We start from the raw sequence: 13,639 nt of genomic DNA on the forward strand, positions 1-13,639 counted from the left end.
GCGTTTCATGTTTGGATTGAACCATGTGTTGAACTGGATCACCAAAGGGCGGGCGGGCAACCCCGCCCAAACGATACAATGCAAACAGGCAATGGTTTAGGGCAGAGAGCGCACTATGGCAAAACACGCAATACAGGCCGCCGATATCAGCCGGGCGATGGTGATAGACTCACCAGCGCTGGCGGACTGGCTGGTGGTTGCGCCGATTATCATCTGTTTGCTCGGCGGGGCATTTTTGCTCACTCAGCGAAAAAACACCGTGCTGCAGGGACGCACGGCGATCGCCATACTGGCATTGCTGGTGGCTGCCTGTATCGGGCTTTTGGTGCATGTCATCAATAACGGGCCGATTGTCATGACGATGGGGCGCTGGTTGCCGCCCTTCGGCATCAGCTTTGCAGTCGATATCTTAAGTGCACTCCTGGCGCTTGTCGGTGCCCTGGTGGCGTTTTTCTCCGGTCTCTACGCATTGACCGAAATAGAAACCCATGAGCGGCGCTACGGGTTCTTTCCGTTTCTCGTCCTTTTGATGGCTGGTGTCAGCGGGGCTTTCCTGACCGGCGATATTTTCAATCTTTATGTCTGGTTTGAAGTGTTGCTGATTGCCTCTTTTGGTCTGCTGATCCTGGGCAACGAAAAACCTCAACTCGACGGCGCGGTCAAATATGCTTTTCTGAATCTGATTGCGACCACCCTGTTTCTGATTGCAACCGGCTATCTTTACGGACTGGTTGGAACACTCAACATGGCGGATATCGCAATTCGGGTGGCGGCTCTGCCTGACGGGGCTCCGATCCATACCATTGCCGCGATTTATCTCGTCGCATTCGCCATGAAAGCGGCTGCGTTTCCCCTGTTCAGCTGGCTTCCGGCCGCATACCATACGCCGCGCATCGTCGTATCCGCTGTGTTTGCCGGTCTGCTGACAAAGGTCGGCGTCTATGCACTGCTGCGCACGCTGGTGATGCTGATGCCTGGCTCACTACTGATCTTTTCTGATGTTCTGGTCTGGATTGCCGCCGCCACTATGCTGATCGGCGTGCTTGGCGCTCTGGCTCAAAACGACATTCGCCGCACGATGGGATATCTGGTTATTTCCGGGATCGGTTCCATGCTGGCTGGTATTGCGCTGACGTCGGATCTGGGCCTGATGGGGGCAATTCTGTATGCGGTTCATTCCATGATTGTAATGACAGCGCTGTATATGGTGTGCGGATTGATGATCCGTCAGGCCGGCTCCCATGATCTGCGCCAGCTTGGTGGGCTTTATGGGCGCGACCCGTTTTTGTCCGCGCTGTTTCTGATCCTGGCCTTTGCCGTGTCGGGTCTGCCGCCCTTTTCCGGCTTCTGGCCGAAACTGACCCTGGTTCAGGCGTCGCTGGCAGGAAGCAATGGCTGGCTCGCGGCCGCCATATTGCTGACCGGTCTTTTCACCACGATTGCGGTGGGCCGGATCTGGATCATGAGCTTCTGGCGCGGCGGCCCGGTTGGAACCCCTGATGGCGAGTCCATAGCGCTTCACACCATGCCGAAACTTGATCCGGCAAACCGGCGCGATCTGCTGTTTCCGATCATCGGCCTGACCGCTCTGGTGGTCGCACTTGGTATTTTCCCCCGGCCTTACCTCAATATTGCGGCAGGAGGTGCCGGTGGGCTGCTGTTTGAGCAATCCTATATCCGGGCTGTTCTGGGCGAGGCTGCTGTAGCACCTGAAATGCAGCCGCAGGCGGAAACGGAGAATGAGCCGGAAGTCGGGTCTGGTGACAGCCTGTCACAGGACGATAATTCAGGAGATGGGACATGAATTCGCTGTTTCTCATAAACATTCTGATGGCCCTGGTCTGGGCGGCGATCACCGGCTCATTCAGTCTCCCAAGCCTGTTGTTTGGTTTTGCGCTGTCGGCGCTGGCATTGTCGCTGATCCGCGAGCAGGTCGGGACGGTCGGCTATATGAGTCGTTCGCGACGGGTTATCAGTCTGTTCCTGCTGTTCCTCTATGAATTGGTTCTGTCCGCCCTGTCTGTGGCAAAGCTCGTCCTGTCACCGCGTATGGCGATCAATCCGGCTTTTATCGCCTATCCGTTGCGTGTGGATAAGGATTTTGAAATTACCATATTGGCCAATCTGATCACCCTGACGCCGGGAACACTGTCTGTTGATGTCTCGCCGGACCGCCGGACCCTTTATATTCACGCCATCAACGTCACAGATGAGGAAGCCTTGAAGCGGGATATCGCTGAAGGCTTCGAGATGAAAATCATGGAGGCATTCCGATGATTTTTGCTGAAAGCTTTCTGGATATCTCGATCAATATCTCGCTGGCCATGCTTGTCTCGGCATTTCTGCTCATCATCGTGCGGATTGTTCGCGGTCCAACTTTACCGGACAGGGTTCTGGCACTCGACATGCTGGTTGCGGTTGGAATTGGTTTTATCGCTGTGATCGGCATCAAAACCGGTTTTTTTCTGTATATCGACGTTGCCATTGCGCTCGGCCTGATCGGGTTCCTGGCCACGGTCGCTTTCGCCCGCTATGTGTTGAGCCGCGGCTCGACGGTGGACGAAGCGCCCGATCCTGAAGGGGATCTGAATATTATAAATCAGGAAACCCGGCACAGTGCAGCAGGAGAAGAATGATGCAGGATATTATTTTTGTTGTCACCGGCATCTTCATTCTGATCGGATCCGGCTTTGCAGTTATCGCCGCTATTGGCCTTGTTCGATTGCCGGATCTGTATACCAGAACACACGCGGCCAGTAAGGCTGGCACGCTCGGCTCCGGTATGATGTTGCTGGCCCTGGCTGTGTTCTCCCAAGAACTGGACGTGGTCACACGGGCGATTGCCGCCATTATTTTCTTTCTGCTGACAACACCCATTTCCTCGCACCTGCTGGCCCGCAGCGCCTATATTGTAGGGTATCGGCCGGAGCCTTCGACTCGTTGCGAAGCCATGAATGATTTTCTGAGCGATGAACAACGCCAACCCAGTACGTTGGAATGAGGTCGCTCGATACACGGTGAATACACCAACACAACTATAAATATGCAAATTGGTTATTAGCGCATCGAAGTTGAACTTCGGTGCCTCTGTCCATGCGTCAAATTGAAGCAGATTTGGAATTGGTGCTTTGATTGAGACCACTCAATCTATTTTACACCGTTAGCGGTGGGTCAAATAACGAGCGCTGCTTCAATACATTTTCAGAGGATATTGTTTTTCCATGTTTTTGGTTGTTATTTTACAACACTTGCCCTAGATACATCCGATATAGTGTTAGATAAAGACATACATGGAGTATAATTCGATGAGTGAAACAAGTTCAGCTGGTTTGGTGGAGAGCGATCTGATTGACCTTACCGCTGATATTGTTGCTGCTTATGTTAGCAATAATGCGGTTGCAGGTTCAGATCTGCCTGGAATCATTACCAATGTACATCAGGCATTGGTGAATATCAGTGAAAAAGACAGTGAGCCGGAGCCGGAGCCTTTAGTACCTGCTGTTTCTCCGCGCCGGTCGATCACGCCGGAATATCTGATCTGCCTGGAAGACGGCAAGAAGTTTAAATCTCTGAAACGTCATCTGCGCACGCATTACGATCTGTCGCCGGAAGAGTACCGGGAAAAATGGGGTCTTGCGCCGGATTATCCGATGGTTGCGCCAAGCTATGCGCGGGCACGATCCGAGCTTGCCAAACAGATGGGCCTTGGTCGTGGCACCCAGAAACGTGGACGCCGTCCGAAGAAATAAATGGCCAGTGCTGGCTGAACAGCCGAACTGCACACAAACCGAAAGCCCGAAGATCATTTCTTCGGGCTTTTTGAGTCTGATCGCGGGCGGTTGGCTTGCGGTCCACCGGGCCAGGGTCAATTGGAAGCGGCCTCAAATCCGGCATCATCGCTCACAGCCGGCAACTTGGCTCACAGCCGGCATCATTGTTCAAAGAATGTGTTTTGCCTCTGCACGAATCCTTTGCAACATGGAATTCAGGCCATTTGATCGTTGTGCGGAGATGTGTTCGCGCAACTGGATTTCGTCAAAAATGGCTTCCGCATCCAGATCGGAAATTTCGCGCGCGGTCTTGTCATTGAAAATCGCAAGGGTGATGCAGACCAGTCCACGAACAATATGCGCGTCGCTGTTGCCCAGAAAATGCAATATTTTTTGACCGTCCTGTTCCCTCACTGAGGACGAGAGCCAAACCTGGCTGGCACAGCCTATGACCTTATTGGCATCGACCTGAAGCGCCTCCGGCATGGGTTCCAGTTCCTTGCCCAGCTCGATCACATATTTATAGCGGTCTTCCCATTCATCCAGATAGGAGAAATTTTCAACGATTTCCGTGATGTTCATCAGACCTGTCTTTGGCAAAGCTGTATTGCCCAGAGATATAGTGGCTTTCGCCAATGAGTAAACGTCACTTTTCAGCAGTGGCCCGGATTTACTGCCGCTGGCTAAGTGAGTGGTTCAGGTGACGGGGCGTGCGCGTGGTGTCGGTGTGCCAAAAACGGGAGTTGTCTCACTCTGTACTTTACCGGGGTCCGATTTCGTCGTCAGGCTTGCAGGTGTGCTGTCAACATGTGGCACGACAGGCACTTTTTCGGACTCCTCAGGGGCATCTTCGTCCGAGGAAGTCAGCAATTGCTGCGCCCCGTATTTAGCCTTGTAGCCAAATGCGACCGCCGCCTTGCCTCCGGTTGCACAGGTTTCCGGGTTGCGCGCACAGAAACCGGATAAGTCACGAACGGTTGCAGCCGCAGCCCCGATCGCTTCAAACGGAGAAATCGGTTCAATTTTGTTCTTGTCTTCGGGTGCCACTGGCAACAACACAAAGACAACGGAGAGCCAGAAAATGGAACGTATGAAAAACATACAGAAGAACTCGACGATCTGTTCCGGGGTTAAAGCGCAATTATGCGGCAGGCAAATTGAAAATACATAGAAAACTGGTTTTGAAATTGAATCAAATTGTAATGGATGTATATGGCGAAGAAAAGGAGAACTGTGGAAGCCAGCTTTATGGCAGGGTCTGTCCGCTCTTCACAGGCTGTTAACCCTGTTTTCCGGTTTTCTGCAGATTGAATGCAAATTCCGGCTGTTACGGCACCTGACGGGAGTGTCTTAGCCTTACGGTAAACCTTGACTGCGATGGTAGGTCCCAATCACATAAACCGTGAGCAGAGACCTTTGAAAATCGTCGAGAAAACCCGTTCAAATCCTGTCCTGTCACTTCTTCCCGGTGGTCTGGAGACACGCATGCTCACAGGCGCACTGATCGGTGCCGGCCTGTCCATGCCGGCCCTTCTGGCCGTCTCCCGTGTCACAGATATGCCGACAGTGCCTTTGCTCGGCATGGCTATAGGCAGTTCGGTTCTGGGGGCGTTCGCCGGTCTGCTGCAGTCATTTGCCAAAAGCCGCGGCACGGAAATTCCGGTGGCTTCAAAGCGCTCAGGGAATGCCGGTTCACCAACCATACGTCCGCTGACAGAACTGACGTTGCAGCATGACAGCAATGGCGACATCGTATCGCAGTCAGGCTCGCTGCATCCACTTTTGCAGAATCTCGGCCACGCCGTGTTGGGGAAGGGGCTGTTGAACCGGATTCGTATCAGCGACCGGCCGGCCTTCCTGAAAACCGTGTCGGATGCGGCGCAGGGCAGGCCCGTTCTGCCGGTCCGGCTTGCGGTCTCTCTCGATCAAAGTCCGGGCGTCTACCACCCTTTTGCATTTTCAGCCCATTGGTCCAAAGAGGGTTGCATCAGTTGCCTTCGGGACGTTCCCGACACAGCAGCACCGGATCAAGAACCGGCTAACCCGGTGCGCAAAGGCGGAGACGAGAATCAGCTTATCGTCACGCTCGGTTATGTGGCCCATGAAATGCGCTCGCCGCTGAATTCCATTCTTGGCTTTTCCGAATTGCTCACCCGGGAAGCGAAGACACCGCGAACTGCTGCACAAAAACAGGATTATGCCGGGCGGATCAATTCGGCAGGTCAGCATTTGCTTGGTGTTGTCGAAAAAATGCTGACTGCAGGGCAACTTGAGGCCGGACGGCTGGAGCTGTCCTGCGACTTATTCGATGCTGCCCGGCTGTGCCGGGAATGCATCTCATTTCTGGAACCGCAAGTGCGCGACAGGAGCATGAAAATCGTATTCGACTGCCCGTCTGACCTGCCTGCGCTGTATGCCGATCAGAGATACTGCCGTCAGATGCTGTTGAATATCCTCGACAATGCCGTCAAATTCAGCACTGCCAATCAGGAAATAGTTCTGACTTTGCGGAAATCTGACGGACATATGGACTTTATTGTGAGAGATGCCGGAAAGGGTATCCCGGACGAGGCTTTGCCACGTCTTGCCAGACCTTTTGAACGGGTCAATGGCACCTGCGGCACCGGCACCGGATTGGGTCTGGCACTGGTCGATCAGATGGCATCGCTGCACGGCGGTGCATTGAAACTGGAAAGCGTGCTCGGCGAGGGGACGACGGTCACCATCTCGCTGCCCTGTGTGCGTGTAACGCCGGCCGACATCAACACGACTGATGATGATAACCTGTTTGAGACGAGCCTGCTGGAACCAGCCGGTGGCTTCAGGAGAAGTGCCTGATGGCAGCCCGAATTACACAAAAACTGCTTGAAAAGCCGGGTCGCAACAGCGCCATCGGTCTGTGCGCGGCCATTGCTCTGCTGGTTGCAGTCAATGCAGCTTATCTTCAACCCGGAAATCATCCCGCTCCGTTGTTCCAGACCCGTGCGCCTGGCGGTCAATTGGCAGCTTTGATGCAGCGCGAAATACGGACGGTTTCTTCAGGCGCCGATCTGCGCTACCCCCCATTGGTTGCTGACCGTGCTATGGTCAGCGAGGTGCAGAGCCTGTTGGCAGTGAAAGGGTTCTATCATGGCCGGGTTGACGGAGTGGACGGACCGGAAACGCGCGCCGCCATTGCAGATTATGAGCGCGGCATCAATGTGTCGCCAACCGGTGAGCCCTCGGTCAAGCTTCTGGCACGGATGCGTATGGACCAACTCATCAGGGATGAGGGCGGGATACCGTTGCCGATCCGCTCGCCGACAATTATCCCGCATTCTGATCAATCGCCAGCATCCGAGGCGTCACCTCAAATTCTGTCGGTTCAACAGGCTATGAACAATTTTGGTTATGGACCGGTCTCTGCGGACGGAATGTTCGGCGGTGAGACTTCAGCGGCTATTCAAAGGTTTGAAATGAACCAGGGAATGCCGATTACGGGGCAGATGAGTGATGATCTGATGGTCCGCCTGCTGGCGATCGGCGCTTTGGACTGATTGCCCGCCATGGCGCAGCGAATTTCCAGTGAACTATGGGTTCAGGCCTATCTCAGACAATGTCGGCTGAACGGGTCCTTCGGCTATCTCGTCAGACGTGGCGCTACTGAAGCCGGAGCGATCTTTGTCAAAATCATCGTGGCTGGCGGCAGTATCAGCCTGTATGCCCCGGCCCCGCAGGCGGAACTGTCTGTCGAGCTGGATGGCAAAGACAGTCGGATGTTCGAACTGATCCTGAGTGCAGACGATGCACAAATTGATGCGCGGCTCAGCCGGGAACGGGATTTCGACCCGGATATCTGGATTGTCGAAATTGAAGACACCGCAGGCAATCATCACCTGCCTCTGGCTGTTTGAAGCCTGATCTAGCCGGCTTTGCGCTTTGCAGAACTGGCTGCATCCACAGTGTAAATGGTGTCGGCGGGACGGCTGCGATCCTGTCCGCTTGGAACATAAAGCGGCTGATGGCCCGTTCTGCTCCTGGTCATCTGTGGTCTGCGTTTGGTCAGGAATGCCTGTTCCCAGTCCATGATCCGTTTGCGGCAAGCCTCTGGATCAAGCCGTTTGAAGGATTCGAACGGTTGCGGAAGGCCGGTTAGACGGCTGCTGTGCATTGCCTGGCAGGCCAGCAAAATGGTGCGTGCCACCTGGTCTGGCATGCGCAGGGCGCGAAGCGCTGTCGCCAGTGCAAAACCGTCGGGCTCGCTCAGGAGATGTTCGGCAAACGGACGTGACACCGTCAAATGTGTGGCAAGAACGGTCCGCAGCGTATTGCGATCATCCCGCATCGCTGCCAGAGCCGCAACCCGCGCGATTTTTCCCGACACCTGGAGCGGCAGAATGTCGCGCAGTTGTTTGAGCGTATAGCGCTGTTGTCGGCGCGAAATCTGCGCTGGATCATGGATTAAAGGCATTTTCATCTGGCGGCTCTTTACGACAAATTCGCTCGCAAGCGCTGTGCGGACCTTCTCCGGTGTATGCGGATGCTCCGCCAGCAGCACCATCAGCTCCTGCCGGGTGGCGCTGTCAACGACCGGCAGAAAATTGAGCATCAGCTCCTGAAACTGGCCGATTTCCCACAGCGTGGGAGCCGTATTCTGTATGAACAGTCCGGTAAGCGCGCGCAACAGTGCCTGATCGGGATGCTTTCCCGACACGCTTGCCAGAGCACGGAATTCACCGTTCCCGGTCAGTCCGGCGACTAACCGGTGTTCGACTTGATACTTGCGATTTGACATTGACCGTACACGTTACAAAACCGGTCTGGTTCACGAACTGTAAATGTCGCAGCAATTCGTTAGCAGACTGTTAACCTCGGCGGCGTTATGGCTATAGTGTTGACACCGCTCCGGGGAGTTAGGGCGTATATCCACTCCGGTTTAACAACAGACGAACGGAGTATGGCTATGGGAAGGATTTTGGCCTTTCCGGACTTGAAATCTCACACTGAATATCCTTCGGGCCGCGCACATGACTTTGCTGGTCCGGTTGGTCGCGGAACATCCGACAATGTCGTGTTATTCGATGGAATTTTTGTTGAATATCATGATAGGACCGGCGCAACAGCCCGGACCGCCGGGTCACTAATCGGCGAATCTGACACTGCCGCTTTCCAGCGTGAGAGGCCGCAATGGTCTTCGGCGGATGAAGCAGTGAAAGGCGGGATTTCAGAACCGGAAGACACACCACGGCTGCGACGGCGCTGAACCAGAGCATGAGAAATTGCTTACTGAGGAATTCCGTCGCCAGAGTTACAATTCTTGCCTTGATGGCAGGGTACGCAGCGTTTGCTGGCGGGCCATCGTCTGCCGCTGATCTGGGTCGCGAAGATCGCGGCATAATCGAGACCAGGGTGCTGCCCGTTCTGGGAGGCTTTGTCGCCCGCTTCCGCGGCGCACCGGTTTCCTATTTCAATCTGACCGACGATGAAGAATTGCTGCGTCAGCAGGCCAGCCATCTTGTGGCCCCGCCGCATGCAAGAGACTGGCTGCACCAAATTGCGGCGCGCGTTCAGCGCTACCGGTTGACGGGATCTGTGGATCGATATCTCAGCCCGGATGCCTATTATTCCTATTTACGGTCTGACAGGTTCAGATCCACCGCCGGGCGATATGGTCGCATAAGTGCAGATATTGCTGCCGATGCGGCATTGATTCCGCCTTTTTTTGCACGCGCTGGCCAAGTTATGGCAGCCGATGTAATCCGGCTTGAAGCCGCCGCAGTCTACTATGAACCGGATTCCAGATGGATTACGGTTCAGGGTCCGGTGCCGCGTCCCCTGGCCTCTGTGCAGGCCGCAGCTGAAGCGCGGGTCGATGAAAATCGCGAGTTGATCGACTGGGTGGAGCGCGCCGTCGCCTATCGTATCGAGAGTTACCGCCGCGCCATTGAACGGTTGCTCATCGAAGAACCTGACGGCCGGGCCGGGCTTGCCGACGGCGAATTGCAGCGTCTCGAGCTGATTTTCAGAAAGGCCCAGATTGCGCATCTCCAACCTGCCGGTCTGGAGAACAGCGGCCGCCGCTCACGCTATATCAGCGGGGCGGGAAGTGGCAATCAGCCCGAGGATCTGTTCAACGCACCGGTTCCGCAGAAATAAAACTGCCCAACGGATTCTGCTGGAATGGGGTGCAGAAAAACACGGTTTGCAGTTCCGATACCGTGTCCGGCAATGCTACCTGATGCTCGCGGTAAACCCTGAACAGGACGGCAGCATCTTCAATGTCTGTTTCGACCAGCACCAGATTGTCGAGGCTTGCGCTGTTATTTGTGCGCATGCTGGCGACTTGCTGAGGCGTGGCGACCAGCAAATTCAGGGGTTTGCCGGCATTGACCTGTTCATTGGTGCTGAAAAAACTGATGCCTCCTGCACTGAATAAATTGAGTGTCCAAAACCCTTCCAGCCCCTCTGTGCGCAGATGGACTGGTCCTGTGCGCAGATCAAACCGGCAAATTGCATGGGAAAATTGCGGGTCCAGATCCTTGATCGGAACTTCCAGAATCGGGTTGTCCTCAATGGTCTCGATATGCAAGGCGTCACCCGGCTGCATCGGTCGCGCCGGGTACGCCACAAAGGTGTCTAACGGCATCGCAAGCGCATCCCAGGCGTCATTGACCGACAGGCGCGGCGCGAACAGCAAAATGCCGATATGGATGATCGCTGCCAGAAACAGACCGATAATTGCAACAACCAGGAGAGAACGTCTTGTCACGGACACTTGACCTTCTCCACGCTCGGAAACGTCACCGCACTGAGGGAGGCTTCAGATGAGAGGCTGGCACCATAGAGCCGCAAGGTAAGCAGAAAACTCTGATCCTGATCGCGGCCTTCGATCGGCACCTGTTCATTCAACGTGTAGGGGTCCTCTGGCAGGTCTCCCAGTGAGATCCAGTTTCCGGGCTGCACATCCCGCGCCAGCCAGATATCGAATTTCCCGTCCGCCGAGCGCAGCAGCTGGCGCGAGGTGATGCCGTAGCGCAGGGACGGATTCGGCAGAACCCGGCCAACATCGTCCGTCACCGTCAGTGTCCACAATTGTGAGCGCGGAACCTCGCCTGTGAACCGGTAGAGGCAATTGCGCACGAGCTTGTCACCTGCACTGTCGCGATAGGTTTTCAACAGAACGCCTTCATTTGCGCCAAGCGGAATTGTCCCGTTGCGTGCGGTATGGGCCTGAAGATAAGGATTTTCCGCATTGACATCGGTGCCAAGGCCCGTACTCGGCCACCCGGTCCACATCTGGTATCTGGTGGTTCCCAGCGGTGCTTTTGCGCGCAGAAAGAAATCCGTAGACCCGAGGCCGACGACAACAGCAAGCCCCATGGCTATACTGATTCCAGACAGCGATGCCATAAATTAACCTGCCTGATCCGGGGCCGTTTTGGTCGTCAGAATTGCACTATCGGAAGGGTCGAGAGCAACCGGTTCCACGTCACTGTCAGTTTCATCCAGACCCAGCTGAATCTGAATTCCCTCGCCCCCCAGCAACAGATGAATGCGCTGCAACGCAAGTGCGGTTGCAGGAGACAGACGTGCCGCCTGATCACTCGTCGCCCCACCATCAAAGCCGGCGGTTTCAGTCACATTGCCGGGAGTTTTACCTGCGTCCGCTCGGGCGATCAAAGCCTCCGCCACAGGCATATCCACACCGGGCATAGGTAAGGTAGTCTTGCCTTTGTGAGCCTCGGACATGATCTGTTGCCAGGCCATAGCCGGCAGGTTGCCGCCGGTGAGGCGGTTTGTACCGGTGAAATCATCATTTCCGAACCAGACGGATGTGGTGAAATTCCCGGTGTAGCCCACGAACCAAGCATCTCTGTAGTCTTGTGTTGTCCCGGTTTTACCTGCCGCATTAATGCCTTCGATCAGCGCTCTGCGGCCAGTACCCTTTGTTGTCACCTGATTGAGAATGCCGTTCATATTGGCCACTGCCTGTTCCGGCAGAACACGTTTGGGAGTCGCCTCGGAATCCCGTTCATACAACACCGTGCCATCGGTGCTCGAGATTTTGAGCACCGTATAAGGCGTCGCCAGAAAGCCGCCATTGGCCATGCTCGCATAGGCAGATGCCATATCGATGACCCGCACCTCGGCCACGCCCAGCGGCATGGGCGAGGATTCAGGCAGATCAGTGGTCAGTCCCATGGCACGGGCGGTGTCGACAATTTTCTTGCGGCCAATGCTGTTCGCCAGCCGGACCGGAATTGTGTTGATCGACTTCACCAGAGCCGTGGTCAGCGAAACCCGGCCAGCATATTTGCGGTTATAATTCTTCGGCTGCCAATTGCCCATGCGTAATGGCTGATCAACCACAATGCTGTCAGGCGTGTAGCCGTTCATCATGGCCGTTGCATAAACGAACGGCTTGAAGGCCGATCCGGGTTGGCGCAAGGCATCTGTGGCGCGGTTGAACTGGCTGTCGCCATAGTCGCGGCCGCCAACTATTGCCAGCACCCGGCCATCATTTTCGATCGTCACCGAGGCTGCCTGTTCAACTTCTTTTTCATCACCAAATTCGCGCAGCATGTTTACAATTGTTTCAGTCGCAGCCTTTTGCAGACGCTGATTGTAGCTGACGGTGACATTCAGAACCTGCTCGGGCCCCGGGGCAATACGCTTGATCTCCTCAAACGCCCAGTCAAGATAGTAATTGCCATAGTCCTGTTCGGAAATATGTACCGGGGTGGCCGGATTCTGCCGGGCGGCAAGGACTTGTCCTTCGGTGTAAAATCCTGCCTGGACGAGATTTGTCAGAACCTCGTTGGCCCGGGCACGGGCGCGCGGAAGGTTGGTGTGCGGAGCATAGGCGGTCGGTGCCTTGAACAGACCCGCCATCATGGCGGCTTCCGCCAGTGTCAGATCTTTGACCGATTTGCCGAAATAAAATTGCGCAGCCGCGCCGACACCAAATGTTCCACCGCCCATATAGGCCCGGTCGAGATACAATTTCAGAATCTCGCGTTTGGTGAAATTCACCTCCAGCCAGAGTGCCAGAAATGCCTCGTTGATTTTGCGCTGCAAGGTCCGTTCATTGGACAGGAACAGATTCTTGGCCAGTTGCTGAGTGATTGAAGAGCCACCCTGGACGACGCCACCGGCGCGCACATTTTCCATCATGGCGCGTAAAGTGCCCATAACATCGATGCCGAAATGGGAGAAGAAACGCCGGTCCTCGGTGGCAAGGGCGGCTTTCACCAGATGGTCCGGGATCTGATTCAGCGGCACAGCATCATCAAGCAGTATGCCGCGGCGGCCAACTATGTTTCCGCCCGTATCGAAGAAGGTGACGGAGTAGTCGTCCTGAGCTTTCCAATTGCCGCGGGTTTCTTCAAATGCAGGCAGCGCAAGGGTGAGCATCAACACCAGCCCGACCAGTCCGACTGTCAGGGCTTCCGAGGCAAGTTCATTCAGGGAACGCGCTACTCCGCGCAGTTTGAAACGAATGAAAAACCGCCGGATTCCAGCATAAAACCGACTGATTGCAACCAACCCGCTATGGATACTGGCTTCCAGCCACGCATCCACTTCCCGATACGTCAGCCGGGGAAGGGGCTTTTTCCGGTTAACGAAGGGGTCCTGCATGCGCTTTCAACTCTCCGATCGCAGTCTTTGATGGTCTCAACCACACCGTTAAACATGATCGCCGGACCCTGTCTATACAACCCGGAGCCAGTCGATACAACGATGTCATATTCCCCGGATCGCGACCATAAGGAAATCCATAAATAGCCTCATTCTGCCTAATTTTCCAGCTTTGATCCGCTGCTTTCACGAAACTTGTTGTGACAGGACGCGCGCGTAGATGTCATGCCCGAGCGGAGCGGGCGATCTGT

Annotated in this window: 15 protein-coding genes; 9 read left to right on the plus strand and 6 right to left on the minus strand. The window is 55.2% G+C overall.

Annotated features, from left to right (window positions below; all coding sequences use genetic code 11):
- Window positions 1-115 precede the first annotated feature (115 nt).
- The 5 genes from RAL88_RS19480 (at window position 116) to RAL88_RS19500 (ending at window position 3,749) form a co-directional block, all read left to right on the plus strand.
- On the plus strand, window positions 116-1,804 hold the full coding sequence (locus RAL88_RS19480) for a Na+/H+ antiporter subunit D (RefSeq protein ID WP_306265732.1): 1,689 nt from the start codon (window positions 116-118) through the stop codon (window positions 1,802-1,804).
- Window positions 1,801-2,277: a Na+/H+ antiporter subunit E gene (locus RAL88_RS19485; protein WP_306265734.1), complete on the plus strand. Its 477-nt coding sequence runs from the start codon at window positions 1,801-1,803 to the stop codon at window positions 2,275-2,277. Before RAL88_RS19480 ends, RAL88_RS19485 begins: the two co-directional genes overlap by 4 nt.
- Window positions 2,277-2,636 carry a cation:proton antiporter gene (locus RAL88_RS19490; protein WP_371932196.1) on the plus strand — a complete coding sequence of 120 codons (360 nt, stop codon included), beginning with the start codon at window positions 2,277-2,279 and terminating at the stop codon, window positions 2,634-2,636. Before RAL88_RS19485 ends, RAL88_RS19490 begins: the two co-directional genes overlap by 1 nt.
- Window positions 2,636-3,001 (plus strand): monovalent cation/H(+) antiporter subunit G, encoded by a 366-nt coding sequence (gene mnhG / locus RAL88_RS19495; RefSeq protein ID WP_371932122.1) that lies wholly within the window; start codon window positions 2,636-2,638, stop codon window positions 2,999-3,001. The genes RAL88_RS19490 and mnhG overlap by 1 nt, the downstream gene beginning before the upstream one ends.
- Window positions 3,002-3,305: 304 nt before the next feature.
- Window positions 3,306-3,749 (plus strand): MucR family transcriptional regulator, encoded by a 444-nt coding sequence (locus tag RAL88_RS19500; RefSeq protein ID WP_306265737.1) that lies wholly within the window; start codon window positions 3,306-3,308, stop codon window positions 3,747-3,749.
- A 189-nt stretch (window positions 3,750-3,938) separates the two neighbouring features.
- On the opposite strand, the gene RAL88_RS19505 is transcribed toward RAL88_RS19500, so the two are convergent.
- Window positions 3,939-4,352 (minus strand): SufE family protein, encoded by a 414-nt coding sequence (locus tag RAL88_RS19505; protein WP_306265738.1) that lies wholly within the window; start codon window positions 4,350-4,352, stop codon window positions 3,939-3,941.
- 114 nt (window positions 4,353-4,466) lie between these two features.
- Window positions 4,467-4,871 (minus strand): DUF5330 domain-containing protein, encoded by a 405-nt coding sequence (locus RAL88_RS19510; RefSeq protein ID WP_306265740.1) that lies wholly within the window; start codon window positions 4,869-4,871, stop codon window positions 4,467-4,469.
- 384 nt (window positions 4,872-5,255) lie between these two features.
- Here RAL88_RS19510 and RAL88_RS19515 point away from each other — a divergent pair, with 384 nt between their 5' ends.
- The 3 genes from RAL88_RS19515 to RAL88_RS19525 are packed head-to-tail and all read left to right on the plus strand — an operon-like array spanning window position 5,256 to window position 7,663.
- A complete protein-coding gene (locus RAL88_RS19515) occupies window positions 5,256-6,608 on the plus strand; it encodes a sensor histidine kinase KdpD (protein ID WP_306265741.1) in 1,353 nt (450 codons plus the stop codon).
- Window positions 6,608-7,306, plus strand: a complete 699-nt coding sequence (locus tag RAL88_RS19520) for a peptidoglycan-binding domain-containing protein (RefSeq protein ID WP_306265743.1) — start codon at window positions 6,608-6,610, stop codon at window positions 7,304-7,306. The genes RAL88_RS19515 and RAL88_RS19520 overlap by 1 nt, the downstream gene beginning before the upstream one ends.
- A gap of 9 nt (window positions 7,307-7,315) precedes the next feature.
- Window positions 7,316-7,663, plus strand: a complete 348-nt coding sequence (locus RAL88_RS19525) for a DUF1491 family protein (protein ID WP_306265744.1) — start codon at window positions 7,316-7,318, stop codon at window positions 7,661-7,663.
- 8 nt (window positions 7,664-7,671) lie between these two features.
- On the opposite strand, the gene RAL88_RS19530 is transcribed toward RAL88_RS19525, so the two are convergent.
- Entirely contained in the window at window positions 7,672-8,544 is an 873-nt protein-coding gene (locus RAL88_RS19530) for a hypothetical protein (RefSeq protein WP_306265746.1), read from the minus strand.
- 530 nt (window positions 8,545-9,074) lie between these two features.
- Between RAL88_RS19530 and RAL88_RS19535 the strand changes: the two genes are divergently transcribed.
- Window positions 9,075-9,905, plus strand: coding sequence for a hypothetical protein (locus tag RAL88_RS19535; protein ID WP_306265748.1), 831 nt, complete (start codon window positions 9,075-9,077; stop codon window positions 9,903-9,905).
- Here the strand turns inward: RAL88_RS19535 and RAL88_RS19540 are convergent.
- The 3 genes from RAL88_RS19540 to RAL88_RS19550 are packed head-to-tail and all read right to left on the minus strand — an operon-like array spanning window position 9,880 to window position 13,388.
- Window positions 9,880-10,518 (minus strand): hypothetical protein, encoded by a 639-nt coding sequence (locus RAL88_RS19540; RefSeq protein ID WP_306265750.1) that lies wholly within the window; start codon window positions 10,516-10,518, stop codon window positions 9,880-9,882. The genes RAL88_RS19535 and RAL88_RS19540 overlap by 26 nt on opposite strands.
- Complete coding sequence (locus RAL88_RS19545; protein ID WP_306265751.1) at window positions 10,515-11,159, minus strand: DUF1214 domain-containing protein; 645 nt, start codon at window positions 11,157-11,159, stop codon at window positions 10,515-10,517. Before RAL88_RS19545 ends, RAL88_RS19540 begins: the two co-directional genes overlap by 4 nt.
- 3 nt (window positions 11,160-11,162) lie before the next feature.
- Entirely contained in the window at window positions 11,163-13,388 is a 2,226-nt protein-coding gene (locus RAL88_RS19550) for a transglycosylase domain-containing protein (protein WP_306265752.1), read from the minus strand.
- Between the last annotated feature and the right edge of the window lie 251 nt (window positions 13,389-13,639).

Origin of the sequence: Pararhizobium sp. IMCC3301 (assembly GCF_030758315.1) — a bacterium.
Classification (GTDB): domain Bacteria; phylum Pseudomonadota; class Alphaproteobacteria; order Rhizobiales.

Excerpts from the sequence above, each read along its gene's own strand:
- RAL88_RS19485 (WP_306265734.1), top strand. The coding sequence starts at position 1,801 with ATGAATTCGCTGTTTCTCATAAACATTCTGATGGCCCTGGTCTGGGCG.
- RAL88_RS19480 (WP_306265732.1), top strand. The coding sequence starts at position 116 with ATGGCAAAACACGCAATACAGGCCGCCGATATCAGCCGGGCGATGGTG.
- RAL88_RS19550 (WP_306265752.1), bottom strand. The coding sequence starts at position 13,388 with ATGCAGGACCCCTTCGTTAACCGGAAAAAGCCCCTTCCCCGGCTGACG.
- RAL88_RS19525 (WP_306265744.1), top strand. The coding sequence starts at position 7,316 with ATGGCGCAGCGAATTTCCAGTGAACTATGGGTTCAGGCCTATCTCAGA.
- RAL88_RS19510 (WP_306265740.1), bottom strand. The coding sequence starts at position 4,871 with ATGTTTTTCATACGTTCCATTTTCTGGCTCTCCGTTGTCTTTGTGTTG.
- RAL88_RS19515 (WP_306265741.1), top strand. The coding sequence starts at position 5,256 with ATGCTCACAGGCGCACTGATCGGTGCCGGCCTGTCCATGCCGGCCCTT.
- RAL88_RS19505 (WP_306265738.1), bottom strand. The coding sequence starts at position 4,352 with ATGAACATCACGGAAATCGTTGAAAATTTCTCCTATCTGGATGAATGG.
- RAL88_RS19535 (WP_306265748.1), top strand. The coding sequence starts at position 9,075 with ATGGCAGGGTACGCAGCGTTTGCTGGCGGGCCATCGTCTGCCGCTGAT.
- RAL88_RS19520 (WP_306265743.1), top strand. The coding sequence starts at position 6,608 with ATGGCAGCCCGAATTACACAAAAACTGCTTGAAAAGCCGGGTCGCAAC.
- RAL88_RS19545 (WP_306265751.1), bottom strand. The coding sequence starts at position 11,159 with ATGGCATCGCTGTCTGGAATCAGTATAGCCATGGGGCTTGCTGTTGTC.
- RAL88_RS19530 (WP_306265746.1), bottom strand. The coding sequence starts at position 8,544 with ATGTCAAATCGCAAGTATCAAGTCGAACACCGGTTAGTCGCCGGACTG.
- mnhG (WP_371932122.1), top strand. The coding sequence starts at position 2,636 with ATGCAGGATATTATTTTTGTTGTCACCGGCATCTTCATTCTGATCGGA.
- RAL88_RS19500 (WP_306265737.1), top strand. The coding sequence starts at position 3,306 with ATGAGTGAAACAAGTTCAGCTGGTTTGGTGGAGAGCGATCTGATTGAC.